Annotated in this window: 16 protein-coding genes; 9 read left to right on the plus strand and 7 right to left on the minus strand. The window is 67.6% G+C overall.

Annotated elements, in window-relative coordinates:
• Positions 1 to 12: 12 nt before the first annotated feature.
• The 3 genes from ligD to I7X18_RS25615 all read right to left on the minus strand — a co-directional run bounded on the left by ligD (position 13) and on the right by I7X18_RS25615 (position 3,131).
• Positions 13 to 1,056, minus strand: coding sequence for a non-homologous end-joining DNA ligase (gene ligD, locus I7X18_RS25605; protein ID WP_193046769.1), 1,044 nt, complete (start codon positions 1,054 to 1,056; stop codon positions 13 to 15).
• A 1-nt stretch (position 1,057) separates the two neighbouring features.
• Positions 1,058 to 2,089 carry an ATP-dependent DNA ligase gene (locus I7X18_RS25610; RefSeq protein WP_193046889.1) on the minus strand — a complete coding sequence of 344 codons (1,032 nt, stop codon included), beginning with the start codon at positions 2,087 to 2,089 and terminating at the stop codon, positions 1,058 to 1,060.
• A 130-nt stretch (positions 2,090 to 2,219) separates the two neighbouring features.
• Complete coding sequence (locus I7X18_RS25615; protein ID WP_193046770.1) at positions 2,220 to 3,131, minus strand: LysR family transcriptional regulator; 912 nt, start codon at positions 3,129 to 3,131, stop codon at positions 2,220 to 2,222.
• A gap of 116 nt (positions 3,132 to 3,247) precedes the next feature.
• Between I7X18_RS25615 and I7X18_RS25620 the strand changes: the two genes are divergently transcribed.
• From I7X18_RS25620 to I7X18_RS25635, 4 genes are all read left to right on the plus strand, one after another.
• Positions 3,248 to 3,988, plus strand: coding sequence for an SDR family oxidoreductase (locus I7X18_RS25620; protein WP_193046771.1), 741 nt, complete (start codon positions 3,248 to 3,250; stop codon positions 3,986 to 3,988).
• Positions 3,989 to 4,002: 14 nt separating this feature from the next.
• Positions 4,003 to 4,740: an SDR family oxidoreductase gene (locus tag I7X18_RS25625; protein ID WP_193046772.1), complete on the plus strand. Its 738-nt coding sequence runs from the start codon at positions 4,003 to 4,005 to the stop codon at positions 4,738 to 4,740.
• Between the two features lie 95 nt (positions 4,741 to 4,835).
• A complete protein-coding gene (locus I7X18_RS25630; RefSeq protein ID WP_193046773.1) occupies positions 4,836 to 5,507 on the plus strand; it encodes a nitroreductase family protein in 672 nt (223 codons plus the stop codon).
• 116 nt (positions 5,508 to 5,623) lie between these two features.
• Positions 5,624 to 6,688 carry an ATP-dependent DNA ligase gene (locus tag I7X18_RS25635; RefSeq protein WP_193046774.1) on the plus strand — a complete coding sequence of 355 codons (1,065 nt, stop codon included), beginning with the start codon at positions 5,624 to 5,626 and terminating at the stop codon, positions 6,686 to 6,688.
• Position 6,689: 1 nt separating this feature from the next.
• Here the strand turns inward: I7X18_RS25635 and I7X18_RS25640 are convergent, their stop codons facing one another.
• Positions 6,690 to 7,685 carry an acyl-ACP desaturase gene (locus I7X18_RS25640; protein ID WP_193046775.1) on the minus strand — a complete coding sequence of 332 codons (996 nt, stop codon included), beginning with the start codon at positions 7,683 to 7,685 and terminating at the stop codon, positions 6,690 to 6,692.
• 101 nt (positions 7,686 to 7,786) lie between these two features.
• Here I7X18_RS25640 and gluQRS point away from each other — a divergent pair, with 101 nt between their 5' ends.
• From gluQRS to I7X18_RS25655, 3 genes are read left to right on the plus strand one after another with little or no spacing between them, the layout of a single operon-like run.
• Entirely contained in the window at positions 7,787 to 8,668 is an 882-nt protein-coding gene (gluQRS, locus tag I7X18_RS25645; protein ID WP_193046776.1) for a tRNA glutamyl-Q(34) synthetase GluQRS, read from the plus strand.
• Positions 8,669 to 8,712: 44 nt separating this feature from the next.
• Positions 8,713 to 10,170 (plus strand): ABC transporter permease subunit, encoded by a 1,458-nt coding sequence (locus I7X18_RS25650; RefSeq protein WP_193046777.1) that lies wholly within the window; start codon positions 8,713 to 8,715, stop codon positions 10,168 to 10,170.
• Positions 10,167 to 10,922 (plus strand): amino acid ABC transporter ATP-binding protein, encoded by a 756-nt coding sequence (locus tag I7X18_RS25655; protein ID WP_193046778.1) that lies wholly within the window; start codon positions 10,167 to 10,169, stop codon positions 10,920 to 10,922. Before I7X18_RS25650 ends, I7X18_RS25655 begins: the two co-directional genes overlap by 4 nt.
• 84 nt (positions 10,923 to 11,006) lie before the next feature.
• Here I7X18_RS25655 and I7X18_RS25660 read toward each other — a convergent pair whose 3' ends face one another.
• From I7X18_RS25660 to tgt, 3 genes are all read right to left on the minus strand, one after another.
• A complete protein-coding gene (locus I7X18_RS25660; RefSeq protein ID WP_193046779.1) occupies positions 11,007 to 12,230 on the minus strand; it encodes a saccharopine dehydrogenase family protein in 1,224 nt (407 codons plus the stop codon).
• Positions 12,231 to 12,298: 68 nt separating this feature from the next.
• On the minus strand, positions 12,299 to 13,519 hold the full coding sequence (locus I7X18_RS25665; RefSeq protein WP_193046780.1) for a cytochrome P450: 1,221 nt from the start codon (positions 13,517 to 13,519) through the stop codon (positions 12,299 to 12,301).
• 35 nt (positions 13,520 to 13,554) lie between these two features.
• Positions 13,555 to 14,766 carry a tRNA guanosine(34) transglycosylase Tgt gene (gene tgt, locus I7X18_RS25670; RefSeq protein WP_193046781.1) on the minus strand — a complete coding sequence of 404 codons (1,212 nt, stop codon included), beginning with the start codon at positions 14,764 to 14,766 and terminating at the stop codon, positions 13,555 to 13,557.
• 137 nt (positions 14,767 to 14,903) lie between these two features.
• Between tgt and I7X18_RS25675 the strand changes: the two genes are divergently transcribed.
• Both I7X18_RS25675 and I7X18_RS25680 read left to right on the plus strand, forming a co-directional pair.
• Positions 14,904 to 15,401 (plus strand): lipoprotein LpqH, encoded by a 498-nt coding sequence (locus I7X18_RS25675; protein WP_193046782.1) that lies wholly within the window; start codon positions 14,904 to 14,906, stop codon positions 15,399 to 15,401.
• A gap of 143 nt (positions 15,402 to 15,544) precedes the next feature.
• Positions 15,545 to 16,849, plus strand: a complete 1,305-nt coding sequence (locus tag I7X18_RS25680; protein WP_193046783.1) for a PE-PPE domain-containing protein — start codon at positions 15,545 to 15,547, stop codon at positions 16,847 to 16,849.
• Positions 16,850 to 16,854: the final 5 nt, after the last annotated feature.

The following is a 16,854-nucleotide window of genomic DNA, read 5'->3' on the forward strand; positions in this document are numbered from 1 at the left end:
GTTCTGCGCGTTCTACTTTCGGTTACCGTCGTCATCCCAGTTGGCGGCGACCTTCTTGCTCGGCTGCACCCGCGGCGGCTCGCCCGGCATCTTCGGATAGCTCGGCGGGTACGGCAGATCCGAGAGTCCGCGTTCCTCGTCGGCGGCGACCATCTCGAGCAGGACCTCGATGGATTGCGCTTTCGCCTCGATGTCCGCCCACGGATTCGGCCGGCCCGCCACGAAGTCCGGCACCGTGCCGATCGTGTAGTCGTCGGGATCCGCGTCGGCCAACTCGGCCCACGTCAACGGCGTCGACACCGTCGCGATCGGCGTCTTGCGCACCGAGTACGCGGAGGCGAACGTGCGGTCGCGGGCGTTCTGGTTGTAATCGATGAACAGCCGTTGGCCGCGCTCCTCCTTCCACCACGACGTGGTGACCGCATCGGGCGCGCGCCGCTCGACCTCGCGGGCCAGCGCTATCCCGGCGCGACGCACGGCCACGAAATCCCAGTCGCTCTTGATCCGCAGGAACACGTGCACCCCGCGACCGCCCGAGGTCTTTGGATAGCCGACCAGCCCGAGTTCGTCGAGCAGCGGTTTGAGGACGTCGACGGCGATCGCGCTGGCTTCGCGGAAGCCGGTGCCGGGCTGCGGGTCCAGGTCGATGCGGAGCTCGTCGGGGTGTTCGACGTCCGGACACCGCACCTGCCACGGGTGCAGCGTGATCGTGCCCATCTGCGCCGCCCAGGCGATCGCCGACGGATGAGTCACCTTGAGCGCGTCTGCGGTGCGGCCGGACGGGAAGGTGACCGTGCAGGTCTCGAGATATTCGGGATGCTTCTGCGGCACCCGTTTCTGGTAGATCTCCTCGCCGTCGATACCGTCGGGGAACCGCTGCAGATGCACCGGCCGGTCCCGCAGCAGGGACACCATCTGCTCGCTGACCGACAGGTAGTACTCCACCAATGTGCGTTTGGTGCCGGCCGAGCCGAGTTCCGGGAAGTAGACCTTGTCGGGGTTGGTCAGCCGGACGGCGACACCGTCGACGTCGATTTCCTCTGCGGGCGTTGCCATGTCAGGTTCTCTCCAGGACGTCGTACAGGTCGTAGTTGAGCGGGACCTCCAGCTGATCGAAGGTGCAGCTCGCCGGATCGCGATCCGGCCGCCACCGCCGGAACTTGACCGCGTGCCGAAACCGTCTGCCTTGCACGGAGTTCCCTTCCATCTGGTCGTATGCCACTTCGGCGACCTTCTCCGGCCGGATCGGTATCCAACGCTTGTCCGCCGCGGAGTTCCACCGGCTCGGATCCCCCTCCCGCACCTCGTCCCCTTCGCGCAGCGGTTCGAGTTCGGCGAGCAGCTTGATCCGGTCCTTGGCGGTGAATGATGCTGCACCCCCCACCATCCGGAGTTCGCCATCGTCCGTGTACAGCCCGAGCAGGATCGAGCCGATCCCCTCCCCGCTCTTGTGGATGCGGTAGCCGATGGCCACACAGTCGGCGTCGCGGGCGTGTTTGACCTTCACCATCTCCCGCTTGCCCGGAAGGTAGGGCCCGTCGAGCCGTTTGGCGATCACGCCGTCGAGACCCGCCCCCTCGAAGGTGTCGAGCCACTCGGCACCGAGCGCCGGATCCTCGGTGGTGCGCGTGACATGGCACCACGTCTTCTCGTGGACCGCCGCCGACAGCGCGTCCCGGCGCACCCGGAACGGTTCCTTCAGCAGCGACCTGTCACCGGTGGCCAACGCGTCGAAACCGATGAAGTGCGACGGTGTCTGCTCGGCGAGCATCTTGACGCGGCTGGCGGCCGGGTGGACCCGCTGGCTCAGCGACTCCCAGTCCAGCCGTACCCGGCCACCGATGTCACGCGGGACCACGATCTCCCCGTCGAGCACACAGCGTTCGGCGAGTTCGTCGCGCAGCGCGACGACCAGTTCCGGAAAGTACCGGCCGAGGTCCTTGCCGTTGCGCGACTGCAGCAGCACGTCCGGCCCGTCGCGGAAGACGAGCGCCCGGAAGCCGTCCCACTTCGGCTCGTAGGACCAGACCCCCTCATCGCTGGGCACCTTCACCTGGGCTTTGGCGAGCATCGGTTCGAGCGGAGGCATGACGGGGAGGTCCACTGAGAAGGGCACCTTTCCATCCTCGTGTATGCGCGGGTCGCACCGAAAGAGACTTCCCACGCGCACCGAATTCATCACCCCCCGGAGAAATGGTCATCGGGGGTGCGACGATCGGTCATCGCAGCAGTGCCGGGGCGTTTCCGGTGAGGTGGGTGCGCGCGGACCGGACGAAGTCGAAGACCAGCGGATTCTGTTCGCCGATCCGGGTCGCGACCACGACCTTGCTGGCGGGGAAGCCCTCCAGCGGCACGGTCGCCAGACCTGCGCGCAGGGAGCTGCGCCTGTCGCCGGCAGGCAGCACGGCGATCGCCTGGCCGCTCGCGACGAGTTCGAGCCTGTCCTCGAAACTCTCGACGACTGGCCCGGCCGACATCGGCACCGGCTCGTTCGGCCGGTAGGAGTCCGTCGGGAAGATCATGGATGTTCCGCCGTGTGAGCAGATGACGGTCTCGTCGCGGGCGAAGTCGTCAAGCGACACCGAAGCGCGGTCTGCCAAATGGTGGTCAGCCGGCATCACCAACATCCGCGGCTCTTCATAGAGGACAGTGACCCGCGCCGCGTCGATCGGGATGAACAGCGGATCCCTAGCCACCAGGACATCGACTCCACCGTCGGAAAAGACCCCTTGCTCGTGGCATTCGAGATGGCGGGTACCGATATCGGCCTCTGGATGACGGCGCCGCAGTTCCCGCACAGCCGAGGTGATGACGAGGTCCTCGACGTAGCCGATGACGACCTTGCCTGCCGGTGTGTAGGCGCGGGCGGTGAGCGCCGCCTGGCGGGCAGCGTTCAGAAGCGCCTGCGCCTCCGGGAGGAACGCTTTGCCTGCCTCGGTGAGCAGGACGCCGTGCGGCGTGCGGTCCAGCAGGCGGACACCCAGGCGGTGTTCCAAGCGCTGAATCTGCCGACTCAGTGATGGTTGCGCCACATGCAACTCGGCCGCAGCGCGGCTGAAGTTGAGAAGCTCGGCGACGACCGTGAAGTACCGGACCAATCGCAACTCCAGGTCGACCCCGAGGTCGTTCACCGTCGATTTCCCATGAGCGGTCCAACCCCGCCGCCAACCGCGCGTATTCCTTTTCCACATAGCGAGGTACCAACCAGGTCTTGGACGCATGGCCTCGGCCGCCGAAGACTCGATGCATGAGCAGATACGACGGCAAGAACGTGGTGATCACCGGAGGCAGTAGTGGACTCGGGCTGGCGGCCGCGCAATATCTGGTGGACAACGGCGCGCACGTCCTCGTCACGGGCCGGCATCAGCAAACACTGGAGAACGCAGGCCGGCTGCTCGGCGGCAACGGCATCACAGTCCGCAGCGATGCGCGCTCGCTGCCCGACATCGACGCGCTGACCAACCGAGTCAGAGACGAGTTCGGCACGCTCGACGCCCTGGTGGTGAACGCAGGCATCGGCAGCTTCGATCCCTTTGATGAGGTGACTGAACAGACCTTCGACGAGGTCTTCGCCATCAACACCAAGGGACCCTTCTTCACCGTGCAGAGGCTGGCACCGCTTCTGTCCGAAGGCAGCGGGGTGGTGCTGACGACATCGATCGCGAACCAGACGGGGTGGGACGCACTCAGCGTGTATTCGGCCAGCAAGGCGGCCCTGCGCTCGATGGCCCGCACGCTCAGCCGCGAATTGCTGCCCAAAGGAATTCGCGTGAATGCGATCAGCCCCGGTTCGATCGACACGGGCAAGTTGGAGAAAGAAGTCCCGGAAAAGGCCGCCCGACTCAAGGCCGAGTTCACGGTCAGTAGTCCGATGCGACGTTGGGGCCGTCCCGACGAATTCGCCCCGGCAGTCGCGTTCCTCGCATTCGACGCGACATACGTGGCCGGGATCGAACTTGTCGTCGACGGCGGCGAATCACAACTATGAGAAGGGATTTGACGTTGACCGGATACGAGGGAAAACGCGTCGTCATCACGGGCGGGACGAGCGGCATCGGGCTCGCCACCGCCAAGGCGCTGATTGCCGGTGGCGCTCGAGTCCTGGTGACAGGCCGGACACCGACGTCATTGGAAAACGCGAGAGCCGCACTGGGTCCTGGCGCAATCGTGGAATCGAGCGACGCGGTCTCTGACATCGACAGTCTCGTCGATCGCGCCGCCGCGGAGTTCGACGCCGTCGACCTCCTGGTGCTCAACGCCGGCGGGACCGTGTCCTCCACCGTCGACGAAACCAGCGAGGCTGAGTACGACAAGCTGTTCGAGCTCAACACCAAGGCCCCCTACTTCACGCTGCAGAAGTTCGTGCCGCTGATGCCCGTGGGCAGCGCCGTGGTTCTCACGACCTCTGTCAGCAACACCAAAGGCATCGCGACGACGAGTGTCTACTCCGCGACCAAAGCGGCGTTGCGGTCCATGACGCGCACATTCGCTCGCGAACTGATCGACCGGGGTATCCGCGTCAACGCCGTCTCACCCGGTCCCATCGACACCGGCATCCTCGAACGCACCATGTCTGCTGAAGCCGCGCGGCAGTTCCTCGACCAGATCAAGGCCGCCAACCCGATGCAGCGATTCGGCGAACCCGAGGAAGTGGCGAAGGCGATCATCTTCCTCGGGTTCGACGCGACCTACACCACCGGCACGGAGCTGCTCGTCGATGGCGGCGCCTCCGACTTGTGACCAGTCCGGGCAGACGGCAAAGACACTGAGAACCTTTCGCTCACAGCGTTAGTCCCGATCTCGACATCTCGGCGTGCGTCCAGTACACCAATGGAATGCCGCACCCCACGAACGATGTCTGGGAAGTTCTGTCGACCGCGCGCTCGATCCGGCGCTTCACCGACGAGCCGGTCGACGCCGAGACACTCGACCGCTGCCTGCAGGCGGCCACGTGGGCGCCGAACGGCGCCAACGCGCAGCTGTGGCGATTCATCGTCCTCGACGGCCCGCAGCAGCGCGCCGCGGTGGCGGAGGCCGCCCGAATAGCCTTGGCCTCAATCGAATCCATCTACGTTATGACGAGGCCGGCCGACGCCGACGAGAGCCGCGCGGCCCGCAACAACCGCGCCACCTACGAACTCCACGACCGAGCAGGCGAATTCACCTCGGTGCTGTTCACCGCGTACAAGAACGAGTTCTCGTCGGAATTCCTCCAGGGCGGTTCGATCTACCCCGCCCTGCAGAACTTCTACCTCGCCGCACGCGCCCAGGGGCTGGGTGCGTGCATCACCAGTTGGGCGTCCTACGGCGGCGAGCAGGCCCTGCGCGAGGCGGTCGGCATCCCCGACGAATGGTTCCTGGCCGGGCACGTCGTGGTCGGGTGGCCGCGTGGACGGCACGGTCCGGTCCGCCGTCGGCCGCTGCCGGACGTGGTGTTCCGCAACCGGTGGGACCCCGAACGCGCCGACATCACCTATGGCAGGGGTGCGCGGCCCCGGGCCACGTGAACTGCTCACGCCGCGGAAGCCCGCGAAACTGAACCTGCGCAGCGGAAGTGCGAGAGTCGGTGTGCGGGAGCTCAGTTTCGAGGGTGCCGGCAGCGCGCCGTCGCGACAATGGGAGGGTGCAGCTTCCCGTCATGCCTCCGGTGCGGCCGATGCTGGCCAAGTCGGTGCCGTCGATCCCGCCCGGCGCGTCCTACGAACCGAAGTGGGACGGCTTCCGGTCGATCTGCTTCCGCGACGGCGACGAGGTCGAGTTCGGCAGCCGCAACGAACGCCCGATGACGCGCTACTTCCCCGAACTGGTCGCCGCCGCGACCGCCGAGTTGCCCGAGCGCTGTGTCGTCGACGGGGAGATCGTCATCGCCACCGACCGGGGCCTGGACTTCGAGGCGCTGCAACTGCGGCTGCATCCCGCCGCGTCGCGGGTACGGATGCTCGCCGAGAAGACCCCGGCGTCGTTCATCGCGTTCGATCTGCTCGCGCTCGGTGACGACGACTACACCGACCGCCCGTTCAGTGAACGCCGCGCCGCTATGGTCGCGGCGCTCGCCGACACCGGCCCCTCGATCCACGTCACCCCGGCCACCACCGACCTGGACACCGCGCAACGCTGGTTTCACGAGTTCGAGGGCGCGGGCCTCGACGGCGTCATCGCCAAACCGTTGACGCTGACCTACCAGCCGGACAAGCGGGTGATGTACAAGATCAAGCACGCGCGCACCGCGGACTGCGTGGTCGCCGGGTACCGGGTGCACAAGTCGGGCGACGACGCCGTCGGCTCGCTGTTGCTCGGCCTCTACACCGACGACGGCGGCCTGGCGTCCGTCGGCGTCATCGGCGCCTTCCCGATCGCCACCCGGCGCGCGCTGTTCACCGAGCTGCAGCCTCTGGTCACCACGTTCGAGGAGCACCCGTGGAACTGGGGCGCCCACGTCGATCCCGACGTGGTGCGCCGCTACGGCGGCGGCTCGAGGTGGAACGCGGGCAAGGATCTGTCGTTCGTGCCGCTGCGGCCCGAGAGGGTGGTCGAGGTGCGGTACGACCACATGGAGGGCCGACGGTTCCGCCACACCGCCCAGTTCAACCGCTGGCGTCCCGACCGCGATCCGCGCTCGTGCACCTACGCCCAACTCGACCAGCCGGTCACCTTCCGCCTCGGCGACATCGTGCCGGGACTGGGCTGACTCAGACGGATACGGCCTGCTTGGCGTTGCGCTTCGCGGCCATCTTCGCCTCGCGTTCGAGGCGCCGCTGCTTGGCGGTCTCGAACTTCTCGCACGTTTCCTCGAGTTCGGTGACCAGCACACCGAGGTCGTCACGCATGCGGGCGGCCTCACCGGTGAAGTCCTCGCGCTCGAAGATGCGCCACTTCTTCAGGACCGGCATCACCACGTCGTCGAGGTGGATCCGCGGGTCGTAGACACCGCCGACGGCGATGACGACGGCCTTGCGGCGGAAGTCGGGAACGGTGTACCCGGGCATCTTGAAGTTGCGCAGCACATGGTGCAGCGAGTGCATGGCCTGGTCGGGGGCGACGTCGAAGCCGGCCTCGGACACGTCCCGGTAGAAGATCATGTGCAGGTTCTCGTCGGCCGAGATCCGCTGGAGCAACTGGTCGGCGATCGGCTCCGCGCACGCCTTGCCGGTGTTGCGGTGCGAGACGCGGGTGGCGAGCTCCTGGAACGTCACGTAGATCACCGAATCGAACAGGCTCCGGGCGAAGAGCTTGTCCTCGCCCTGCCCGTTCTGGCCCGGTGAGAAGCCGCGGGTCATCTGCTCGACGCGCAGTTCCTCGAGTTCGACCGGGTCGATCGCCCGGGTGACGACGAGGTAGTCACGCAGCGCGATACCGTGCCGGTTCTCCTCGGCCGTCCAGCGATTCACCCACTGACCCCAGGCGCCGTCGAGGCCGAAGTTCATCGCGATCTCGCGGTGATACGACGGCAGGTTGTCCTCGGTCAGCAGGTTCTGCACCATCGCCGTCTGGGCCACCTCGGACAGCTTCGACTGTCCCGGCTCCCAGTCCTGGCCACCGAGCGCGTAGTAGTTCTTACCGTCCGACCACGGAATGAAGTCGTGCGGATTCCAGTCCTTGCGCATCCGCAGATGCCGGTTGAGATTCGCCTCCACGACCGGTTCGAGCTCGGTCAGCAGCTGCACTTGCGTCAGGTCCTTCGCCACGGCGTCCCCCAGATGTATGTGTCCACGGCGGTCACAGGTAAGTGTACGGGGTCCGCCGGCTGACACCGAAGCGACGCGCTCGAGCGGGCTAGATTGCGGTCGTGACCCGCACCCCCGCGGGCCGGTTCGCCCCGAGCCCGTCGGCCGATCTGCACATCGGCAACCTGCGCACCGCCGTCCTCGCCTGGCTCTTCGCCCGGTCCACCGGCCGGCGGTTCCTGATTCGCGTCGAGGACCTCGACTACCGCACGGACTCCGACATCGCCGCCCGCCAACTCGACGACCTCGCCGCGCTCGGACTGACGTGGGACGGGCCCGCCGAGTACCAGACGGCGCACCGTGAGCGCTACGACTCCGTCATCGAGCGGCTGATCCGCGACGACATGGTGTACGAATGCTATTGCAGCAGAAGAGATATCGCGCAGGCGCCGCGCGCCCCGCATGCACCACAGGGCGCCTACCCGGGCATCTGCCGCGATCTCACCGGCGCCGAACGCGCCGAACGCCGCCGCGAGACGGGCCGGCCGCCCGCGCTGCGGTTGCGCACCGACGTCATCACCTACACCGTCACCGACCTGCTGCACGGTCAGCACACCGGCATCGTCGACGACTTCGTGGTCCGCCGCGGTGACGGTGTGCCCGCCTACAACCTCGCGGTGGTCGTCGACGACGCGGCCGCGGGCATCGACCAGGTGGTGCGCGGCGACGACCTGCTCAGCTCCTCCCCACGGCAGGCCTACCTGGCCCGGCTACTGGGCCGGCCCCAACCCGTCTACGCCCACGTCCCGCTGGTGCTCAACGCCGACGGGGCGCGGCTGGCCAAACGCGACGGCGCGGTGACGCTCGCCGAGATCGGGGTGGGGAGGGCGTTCGCCCAGATCACCGCATCCCTGGGCTGGCCCGCCCGCGACCTCGGCGGGTTGCTGGCCGAGTTCGACCCGGCCCGGCTCCCGCGACAGCCGTGGATATACGTCCCCGACTGAGCAGAACCCTTCTGCGCCGACGGCCGGCTTGCTAGCGTCCGCCGGTGAGGTTTCTTCGAGCGCTCCTGCTGCTGCTCGCGGTGCTGGCCGTGGCGTCGTGTGGATCAGCCGGCGACGGCGGTGACGAACCGATAAAGGCGGCGGGAGTGCTGCGGGTCGGCACCGAAGGCGTGTACAGCCCGTTCAGCTACCACGACGCGTCAGGTCAGCTCGTCGGCTACGACGTCGACGTCGCGCGCGCGGTGGCCGACGAGATCGGTGTACGGGCCGAGTTCGTCGAGACGCCGTGGGATTCGATGTTCGCCGCACTCGAGGCGGACCGGTTCGACGTCGTCGCCAATCAGGTGACCATCAACGCCGAACGGCAGGCGAAATATGATCTCTCGCAACCCTATTCGGTGGGTGAAGGGGTCATCGTCACCCGTGCCGACGACAATTCGATCACCTCTCTCGACGACCTGAAGGGCAAGGTCGCCGCCGAGAACGCCACCAGCAACTGGTCAGAGGTCGCCCGCAAGGCCGGCGCGCGCGTGGAATCCGTCGAGGGGTTCAGCCAGGCCATCACGCTGCTCACCCAGGGCCGGGTGGACGTCGTCGTCAACGACAGCATCGCGGTGTACGCCTACCTGGCCGAGACCGGCGACAAGTCGGTCAAGATCGCGGGCACCGTCGGCGAGAAGAGCGAGCAGGGCTTCGCCGCGCGCAAGGACAGCGGCATGCTGCCCGAACTCAACCGGGCCCTCGACGCCCTGCGCGCCGACGGCACGCTGGCGGCGATATCGCAGAAATACCTCAACGCCAACGCCTCCGGCGCACCCGCGTCCGCCGAGGCCGTCCCCCGGTCCACGTGGCAGCTGATCGGTGACAACCTGTGGCCACTGGCGCGGGCGGCGTTGACCATGACGATCCCGCTGACGATCATCAGCTTCGCGATCGGGCTGGTGATTGCGCTCGGGGTTGCCCTGGCGCGGCTGTCGTCGAACATCGTGCTCAGCAACGCCGCCCGCTTCTACATCTCGATCATCCGCGGCACCCCGCTGCTGGTGCAGTTGTTCATCGTGTTCTTCGCGCTGCCGGAGTTCGGGGTGCGCATCGACCCGTTCCCCGCCGCGGTGATCGCGTTCTCGCTCAACGTCGGTGGCTATGCGGCGGAGATCATCCGCTCGGCGATCCAGTCGATACCGAAGGGCCAGTGGGAGGCCGCCGAGACCATCGGGATGAACTATGCGACGTCCCTGCGCCGGATCGTGCTGCCCCAGGCCGCCCGGGTGGCCGTGCCGCCGCTGTCGAATACGCTGATATCGCTGGTCAAGGACACGTCGCTGGCCTCGACGATCCTGGTGACCGAACTTCTGCGGCAGGCGCAGATCATCGCGGCGCCGACGTTCGAGTTCTTCGCGCTCTACGGCACCGCGGCGGTGTACTACTGGGTGATCTGCCTGGCGTTGTCGTTCGGTCAGGGCCGCATCGAACGCCGGCTGGAAAGGTACGTGGCGAGATGACCGACGATCGGGTGGTCGCAGAAGGCGTGTACAAGGCCTTCGACGACAACGAGGTACTCAAAGGGGTGTCGTTCCGGGTCGCCGCCGGATCGGTGACCACGATCATCGGGCCGTCGGGCTCCGGTAAGACGACGCTGCTGCGGGCGCTCAACGCGCTCGACGTCCCCGATGCCGGCGTCATCCGGGTCGGCGACGTGGAGTTGGACTTCTCCACACCGGTGCCGAAGGACCAGTTGCGGCGCTACCGGATGCAGAGCGGGTTCGTGTTCCAGTCCCACAACCTGTTCCCGCACAAGACGGTGCTGCAGAACGTCACCGAGGGCCCGATCGTCGTGCAGAAGCAGCCGAAGGAGGCGGCCGAGGCGGCGGCGGTCGAGCTGCTGACCCAGGTCGGGTTGGCGGAGAAACGCGACCAGTATCCGTATCAGCTCTCCGGCGGACAGCAGCAGCGGGTCGGGATCGCCCGGGCGCTGGCATTGCGGCCGAAGGTCGTGCTGTTCGACGAGCCGACCTCCGCGCTCGATCCCGAACTGGTCGGCGAAGTGCTCTCTGTCATCAAGGATCTCGCCGTCGAGGGGTGGACGCTCGTCGTCGTCACGCACGAGATCCAATTCGCGCGGCAGGTGTCGAATCAGGTGTTGTTCACCGACCGCGGCGTCATCCTCGAGCAGGGCCCGCCCGACGCGGTGATCGGAGATCCGAAGGAGGAGCGGACGCGTCAATTCCTGCAGCGCATCCTCAACCCGCTGTAGTTCTCCTGCGCGAGCGCGCGGATTTGTCCGCAAACTGGCGGCGTGTTGCGTACAGACACGCGCGGTCGCGGAGAAGGTGACTTTCTACGGCGTGAGTTCTTTGACGCCCCAGGGTGATCCGTAGGCCGTCAGCAGCTCCAGGAACGGCACCGCGTCGAACGCCTCCGGGCCGAGCACACCCGCACCACTCCAGGTTCCGTTGGCCAGAAGCTCCAGTGCGACAACGGGATTGATCGCCGTCTGCCAGACGACGCACTGGTGGCCGTATTCGGCCATCGACCACTCGTTGTCGACGACGTGGTACAGGTACGTCGACCGGGGCTCGCCGTCCTTGCCGGTCCCGGTCACCCACAGCCCCGCGCACGTCTTACCCGTCATCTTGGGGCCGAGCGTGGCCGGGTTGGGCAGGCAGGCGGCGACCACGTCGCGCGGGCTGACCTCGACCCGGCCTTTGTCGCTGCCCACTTTCACCGTGTCGGTGCGGTCCAGTCCCAGCTTGTGCAGCGTCTTGAGGACGTCGATGAACTCAGCACCCAGGCCGTATTTGAACGTCGCGCGTTGGCACGTGACCCAACGTGGCATCAGCAGCACCTCCTCGTGCTCGACGTTCACGCACTCGACCGGGCCGATGCCCTCGGGAAAGTCGAAAACCTCAGGCTCGCTGAAGGGTTCGGTGACGAACCAACCGCGGTCGGCCTCCCAGATGACCGGCGGGTTCAGGCACTCCTCGATCGTCGTCCAGATGGAGAACGACGGCGCGAAGTCGTAGCCCTCGACGGCGAGGTTCGCCCCGTCACGGGTGCCGAGCTCCTCGATATCGGAGAACAGGTGGTCCGCGGCGTAGCGCGCGAATACGTCGGACAGGCCCGGTTCCACGCCGATACCGACCAGGGCCAGGCGGCCGGCCGCGGTCCAGTCCGCCTCGGCGGCGAACTGCTCGTCGCCGAGCTTCACCCCGGTCAACGCGTACGGCTGGTCGGGGTGGCGGCGCGACAGGCTCATCGCCATGTCGAGGTAGTGCGCGCCGCCCACGAGCGCACCGTTGAAGATCGGCATCACGAAGCGCGGGTCGACGGCGTTCATCACATGGGTGACCGCGTGCTCGCGCACCAGCGCGGCGACCGCATCTGCCGACGTCGCGTCGACCTGCGCGGAGACGAACCGCGGGTCACCCACCGCGTCGGCGGCGTGGCGCGCCCGGCCCTCGTCGTAATCGCAGACGACGACCATCTCGAAGAAGTCGCGGCGCGCGGCGATCGCACAGAAGGCCGATCCGACGCCCCCGGCACCCACCAACAGGATTCGCATGCCCGGCACCCTAATACGCAATCCGAAGTATCGCGCCGGTTCGACGACGGTTTACGTAGACAAAGCCGCTATATCGCGACGGAAAGCGTCTCCATCCCGCGCAGGGTGAGGTTCGGCTTGTAGACCGGTTCGGCGGCCAGCCGGGCCCCGGGGAACCGTGCCGTCACCGCCGACAGCGCGACCGCGGCCTCCAACCGGGCCAGCGGCGCGCCGAGGCAGAAGTGCGGCCCCTTGCCGAACCCGAGGTGGCGGATCTGCGCCCGATCGGGATTGAATTCCCCGGCCCGGTCGAACGCGGCCGGGTCGCGGTGCGCCGCGGCCACCAACAGCAGCATGCTGTCGCCCTCGGGCACCGCCATGCCGTTGACCGTCATGTCCTCGGCCGCGATGCGGGCGACCAGCTGCACCGGCGGGTCGTACCGCAGCGTCTCCTCCGCCACCGCCGACACCCGCTGCGGATGCGCCGCCAGCTGCGCCCACTGCCCGGGGTCGCGCAGCATCGCCAGGATCGCGTTGGCGATCAGGTTGACCGTCGTCTCGTGGCCGGCCACCAACAGCAGGTTGCAGGTCGCGACGATCTCGTCCTCGGTGAGCTGGTCGCCGGCCTCCTCGGCGGCGATCAGCCCGGAGATCAGATCGTCGCGCGGCTCCACCCGGCGCTTGGCGATCAGTTCGCGCAGGTAGCCGCGCAGCCAGAGGCCCGCCTCCAGCCGCTGCTCAAAACCCTGCGCAGCCTGTCCGGTGACGGTCACGAACGGATCGAGCGACTGGGCGAGCAGCGCCGACGCGCTGCTGAACCGCGGTTCGTCTTCCAGCGGCACGCCGAGCAGACGGCAGATCACCGCCACCGGAAGCGGATATGCGAGGTCGGCGACGACGTCGAACTCGCCCTTGGCCTCGACCGCGTCCAGCAGTGAATCCACCAGCGACACGATGCCCGGTTCCAGCGCCTTGACCACCCTGGGCACGAACGCCGAACTGACGAGCCGGCGCAACCGCGTGTGGTCCGGCGGGTCGAGGAACAGGAACCCGGGAGCCCCGAACGGCCGTGCGGCCGCACCCGCGGCGACCTCGCGCTGCGCGACGGTCGACTTCAGCCGGTCACTGGCCGACGCCGGATGTCGCAGCACCTCGTCGCAATCGGCGAACGCGGAGAACACCACCAGGTTGGCCGAGGGCAGCGCCAGCGGTCCGGCGGCTCGCAGGTCGGCGTAGAGCGGATACGGATCGGCCCGGTTGGCCGGGTCGAGAAGGCGACCCAGCAGCGTCTGGGTGTCCGCGGTCGTCATGCAAGCCATTGTGCAGAAGGACGACCCGCCGCAGGTCAGCCGTAGTAGCGCCCCAGAACATGATCGCGCAGCGCGTCGAATTCACCGGCGACGATGGCCGCGCGGATCTGGTCGACCAGGCGGACGACGAAGCGTTCGTTGTGGATGGTGCACAGCGTAGAGGCCAGCATCTCCTTGGCCTTGAACAGGTGGTGGATGTAGGCGCGGGTGTAGTGCGCGCAGGTGTAGCAGTCGCATTCGGCGTCGATCGGGGTGAAGTCGCGGCGGTAGCGCGCACCGGTGATGTTGTAGCGCCCGGTCGCCGAGTACACCGCGGCGTTGCGGGCCACCCGCGACGGCGACACACAGTCGAACGTGTCGGCGCCGGCGGCCACCGCCGCGAAGAGGTCGTCGGGCTCGCTGATACCGAGGAGGTGGCGTGGCTTGTCGTCGGGCAGTTCGTCGGTGACCCAGCCGACGATGGTGGCGAGGTTCTGCTTCTCCAGCGCGCCGCCGATGCCGAACCCGTCGAAGCCCAGTTCCGCCAGCCCGCGTGCCGCCTGCCTGCGCAGGTCCTCGTACTGGGCACCCTGCACGACGCCGAACAGCGCCTGGTCCGGTTTGTGCGACCGTTCCCCGCGCAGGCGGCGGTGTTCGGCCAGGCAGCGCACCGCCCACTCGTGGGTGCGCTGCACCGACTGTTCCTGATAGCCACGGGTGTTGACCAACGTCGTCAACTCGTCGAAGGCGAAGATGATGTCGGCACCCAGTTGATGCTGGATGCCGATCGACACCTCGGGGGTGAACCGGTGGGTGCTGCCGTCGAGGTGCGAGCGGAACGTCACACCGTCGTCGTCGACGTGGGCCAAACGTTCCTTACCCTCTGCGATGACGTCGTCGGTCTGCAGCCGTTCGGTGTCCATCGCGAGCACCTTCTTGAACCCCACGCCCAGCGACATCACCTGGAAGCCACCGCTGTCGGTGAACGTGGGGCCGGGCCAGTTCATGAACGCGCCGAGCCCGCCTGCGGCGTCGACGATGTCGGATCCCGGTTGCAGATACAGGTGATAGGCATTGGCGAGAACCGCCTGAGCGCCAAGCTCTTTCATCGTCTCCGGCAGTACCGCCTTGACGGTCGCCTGGGTGCCGACGGCGATGAACGCCGGTGTGTGGATGTCTCCGTGGGGGGTGCGGATCACCCCGACCCGGCCGCGTTGTCCGGGAAGTTCGGCCTCGACGGTGAAGAACTGCTGATCCACGGGAGACATTCAACAGGATCGACGGGCGGGCCCCCCGGCGCCGCCGGAGTTGGCCCAATCACTGTTTCGGATTCAGCGCGTCCGCCCATACTGCATGGCGACGGTCCGCCTTACGGAGACGGGCCGCGCGACAGAAGGAGAACAGTGTGAAGCGTGGTTTCCTGGTGAGCGTGAGCGGCGCGGCGATCGTCATCGCCGGCCTGGCGGGTTGTTCCTCGGACAGCGGTTCGTCGGAGTCGACGACGTCCGCGGAGTCGAGTGACACCGCCACCGCCAGCGCATCGGCGGAGGCCACCTCGGCCCCCGGTGGCGCGAAGGTCATCATCGACGGTCAGGATCAGGCCATCCAGGGCACCGTCGCGTGCACCTCGATGGGCGGCAACGTCAACATCGCGATCGGCCAGGCCACCACCGGTATCGGCGCCGTGGTGACCGAAGCCGATCCGCCCGCCGTGCAATCGGTCGGCCTGGGCAACATCAACGGCGTGACGCTCGGCTTCCAGCAGGGCACCGGCCAGGGCAACGCCGAGGTGGAGAAGGACGACAAGACCTACAACATCAAGGGCAATGCGACCGGCATCGACATGGCCAACCCGCTGCAGCCGGTGACCAAACCGTTCGAGATCGAGGTCACCTGCCCGTAGTTCCGCCCCGACGCAGTGACGGCGGCGGCCCTGCGGGGCGGCCGCCGTCTTTGTTTCTGCAAACAACACTGTGCACCGTGTTTGCTGTGCGGTAGCCTTCGACGCGGCGCGATCGCGCCGATACTTCCCCAGGGGGCTCGTTCGTGGCAAAGCATCGCAAACGGCGTCGGCCGCATCTCACGCCGGTTGTCGTCGCCGGCGCCACGGCCGGGATGTCGACGGTGTTGGCACTCGGACACGCGACCAACGCGACCGCGGCCACCATCCCCACCGCGGACACGGTGATCGGCGTCGGTGGCTGGAGGAATCCGACGAGCGATCGGATCCCGAACAAGTTCCAGGGCAAGCTGGTCCCCCCGGGCCAGGATTTCGTCGGCGTGCAGTACCCGGCGCAGCTGCCCGTCGACCCGAGCGTGGCCGAGGGCCAGGCACCGCTGGGTGAAGCGGTCGACGGCGCCGCGGGCTCCGTGCTGATCGTCGGCTACTCCGAGGGGTCACTGGTCGCCGAGCAGTACAAGCGCGCACTGGTCGCCGCCGGTGCGCCGAACAGCGGGAACATCGCGTTCCTGTTCATCGCCGCCCCGACCGTCCCCAACGGCGGCATCTACTCCCGCTTCCCGGATCTGCGGATCCCCGGCTTCACGAGCACCGGTGCGGCTGCGCCGTCGCCGTACGACGAGACCTTCGTGACGCTCGAATACGACCTGATCGCCGACTTCCCGGCCTACGCCAACCCGCTGTCGCTGGCCAACGCCGTGCTGGGCCTCGCGTACTTCCACGGCGACCAGGGGCCTGACAACGTCGACCTGGAGAACGCCCCGCAGTCGGTGAAGGTGGTGACCAGCGAAGCCGGAGGCACCGACACCTACGTGCTCATCCGCGCCGTGAACCTCCCGCTGTTGCAACCGATCCGCGACGTGGCAGCGCTCACCGGAACCACGGCCGTGGTCGAACCGTTCGTCGGTGCCGTGGAGCCCACCCTGCGACTTCTCGTCGACATGGGCTACACCGACCGCGACTACCGCACCATCGGGGTGGACGAGCAGGCGGACTACCAGGACGCCGACCGGCCGACGCCGTTCTCCGTCTTCACCCCGGCCGACCGAATCGTCGAGACCGCCAATGCGCTGCCCGACGCCCTGCGTGACGGCGCGCAGAACGTCACCGGAGCCCTACCGGCAGCGCCGACGACCCCGACGACCAAGACGACCCCGACGACCAAGGCGGCGAAGACGACCGGCTCTGATGCGCGCAAGCAGGCCGCCGAGAGCGAAGACGACAGCGACGGCAAGACCAACGTCAAGCGGAATACCCTGTTACGCAAGGTGTTCGGCGGCGTCACACCGAAGCGCGGCAGCGGTACCGCACCGGCGGCAGATCCCGAACCGTCGCCGCAGGCGGAGTCGGCCGGAACCGCGGCCGAGCCGAACGACGCACCCGCGGCCTGACCCGC

Origin of the sequence: Mycolicibacterium baixiangningiae (assembly GCF_016313185.1) — a bacterium.
GTDB classification, from domain to species: domain Bacteria; phylum Actinomycetota; class Actinomycetes; order Mycobacteriales; family Mycobacteriaceae; genus Mycobacterium; species Mycobacterium baixiangningiae.

Excerpts from the sequence above, each read along its gene's own strand:
- ligD (WP_193046769.1), bottom strand. The coding sequence starts at position 1,056 with ATGGCAACGCCCGCAGAGGAAATCGACGTCGACGGTGTCGCCGTCCGG.
- I7X18_RS25610 (WP_193046889.1), bottom strand. The coding sequence starts at position 2,089 with ATGCCTCCGCTCGAACCGATGCTCGCCAAAGCCCAGGTGAAGGTGCCC.
- I7X18_RS25620 (WP_193046771.1), top strand. The coding sequence starts at position 3,248 with ATGAGCAGATACGACGGCAAGAACGTGGTGATCACCGGAGGCAGTAGT.
- I7X18_RS25630 (WP_193046773.1), top strand. The coding sequence starts at position 4,836 with ATGCCGCACCCCACGAACGATGTCTGGGAAGTTCTGTCGACCGCGCGC.
- I7X18_RS25655 (WP_193046778.1), top strand. The coding sequence starts at position 10,167 with ATGACCGACGATCGGGTGGTCGCAGAAGGCGTGTACAAGGCCTTCGAC.
- I7X18_RS25660 (WP_193046779.1), bottom strand. The coding sequence starts at position 12,230 with ATGCGAATCCTGTTGGTGGGTGCCGGGGGCGTCGGATCGGCCTTCTGT.
- I7X18_RS25665 (WP_193046780.1), bottom strand. The coding sequence starts at position 13,519 with ATGACGACCGCGGACACCCAGACGCTGCTGGGTCGCCTTCTCGACCCG.
- tgt (WP_193046781.1), bottom strand. The coding sequence starts at position 14,766 with ATGTCTCCCGTGGATCAGCAGTTCTTCACCGTCGAGGCCGAACTTCCC.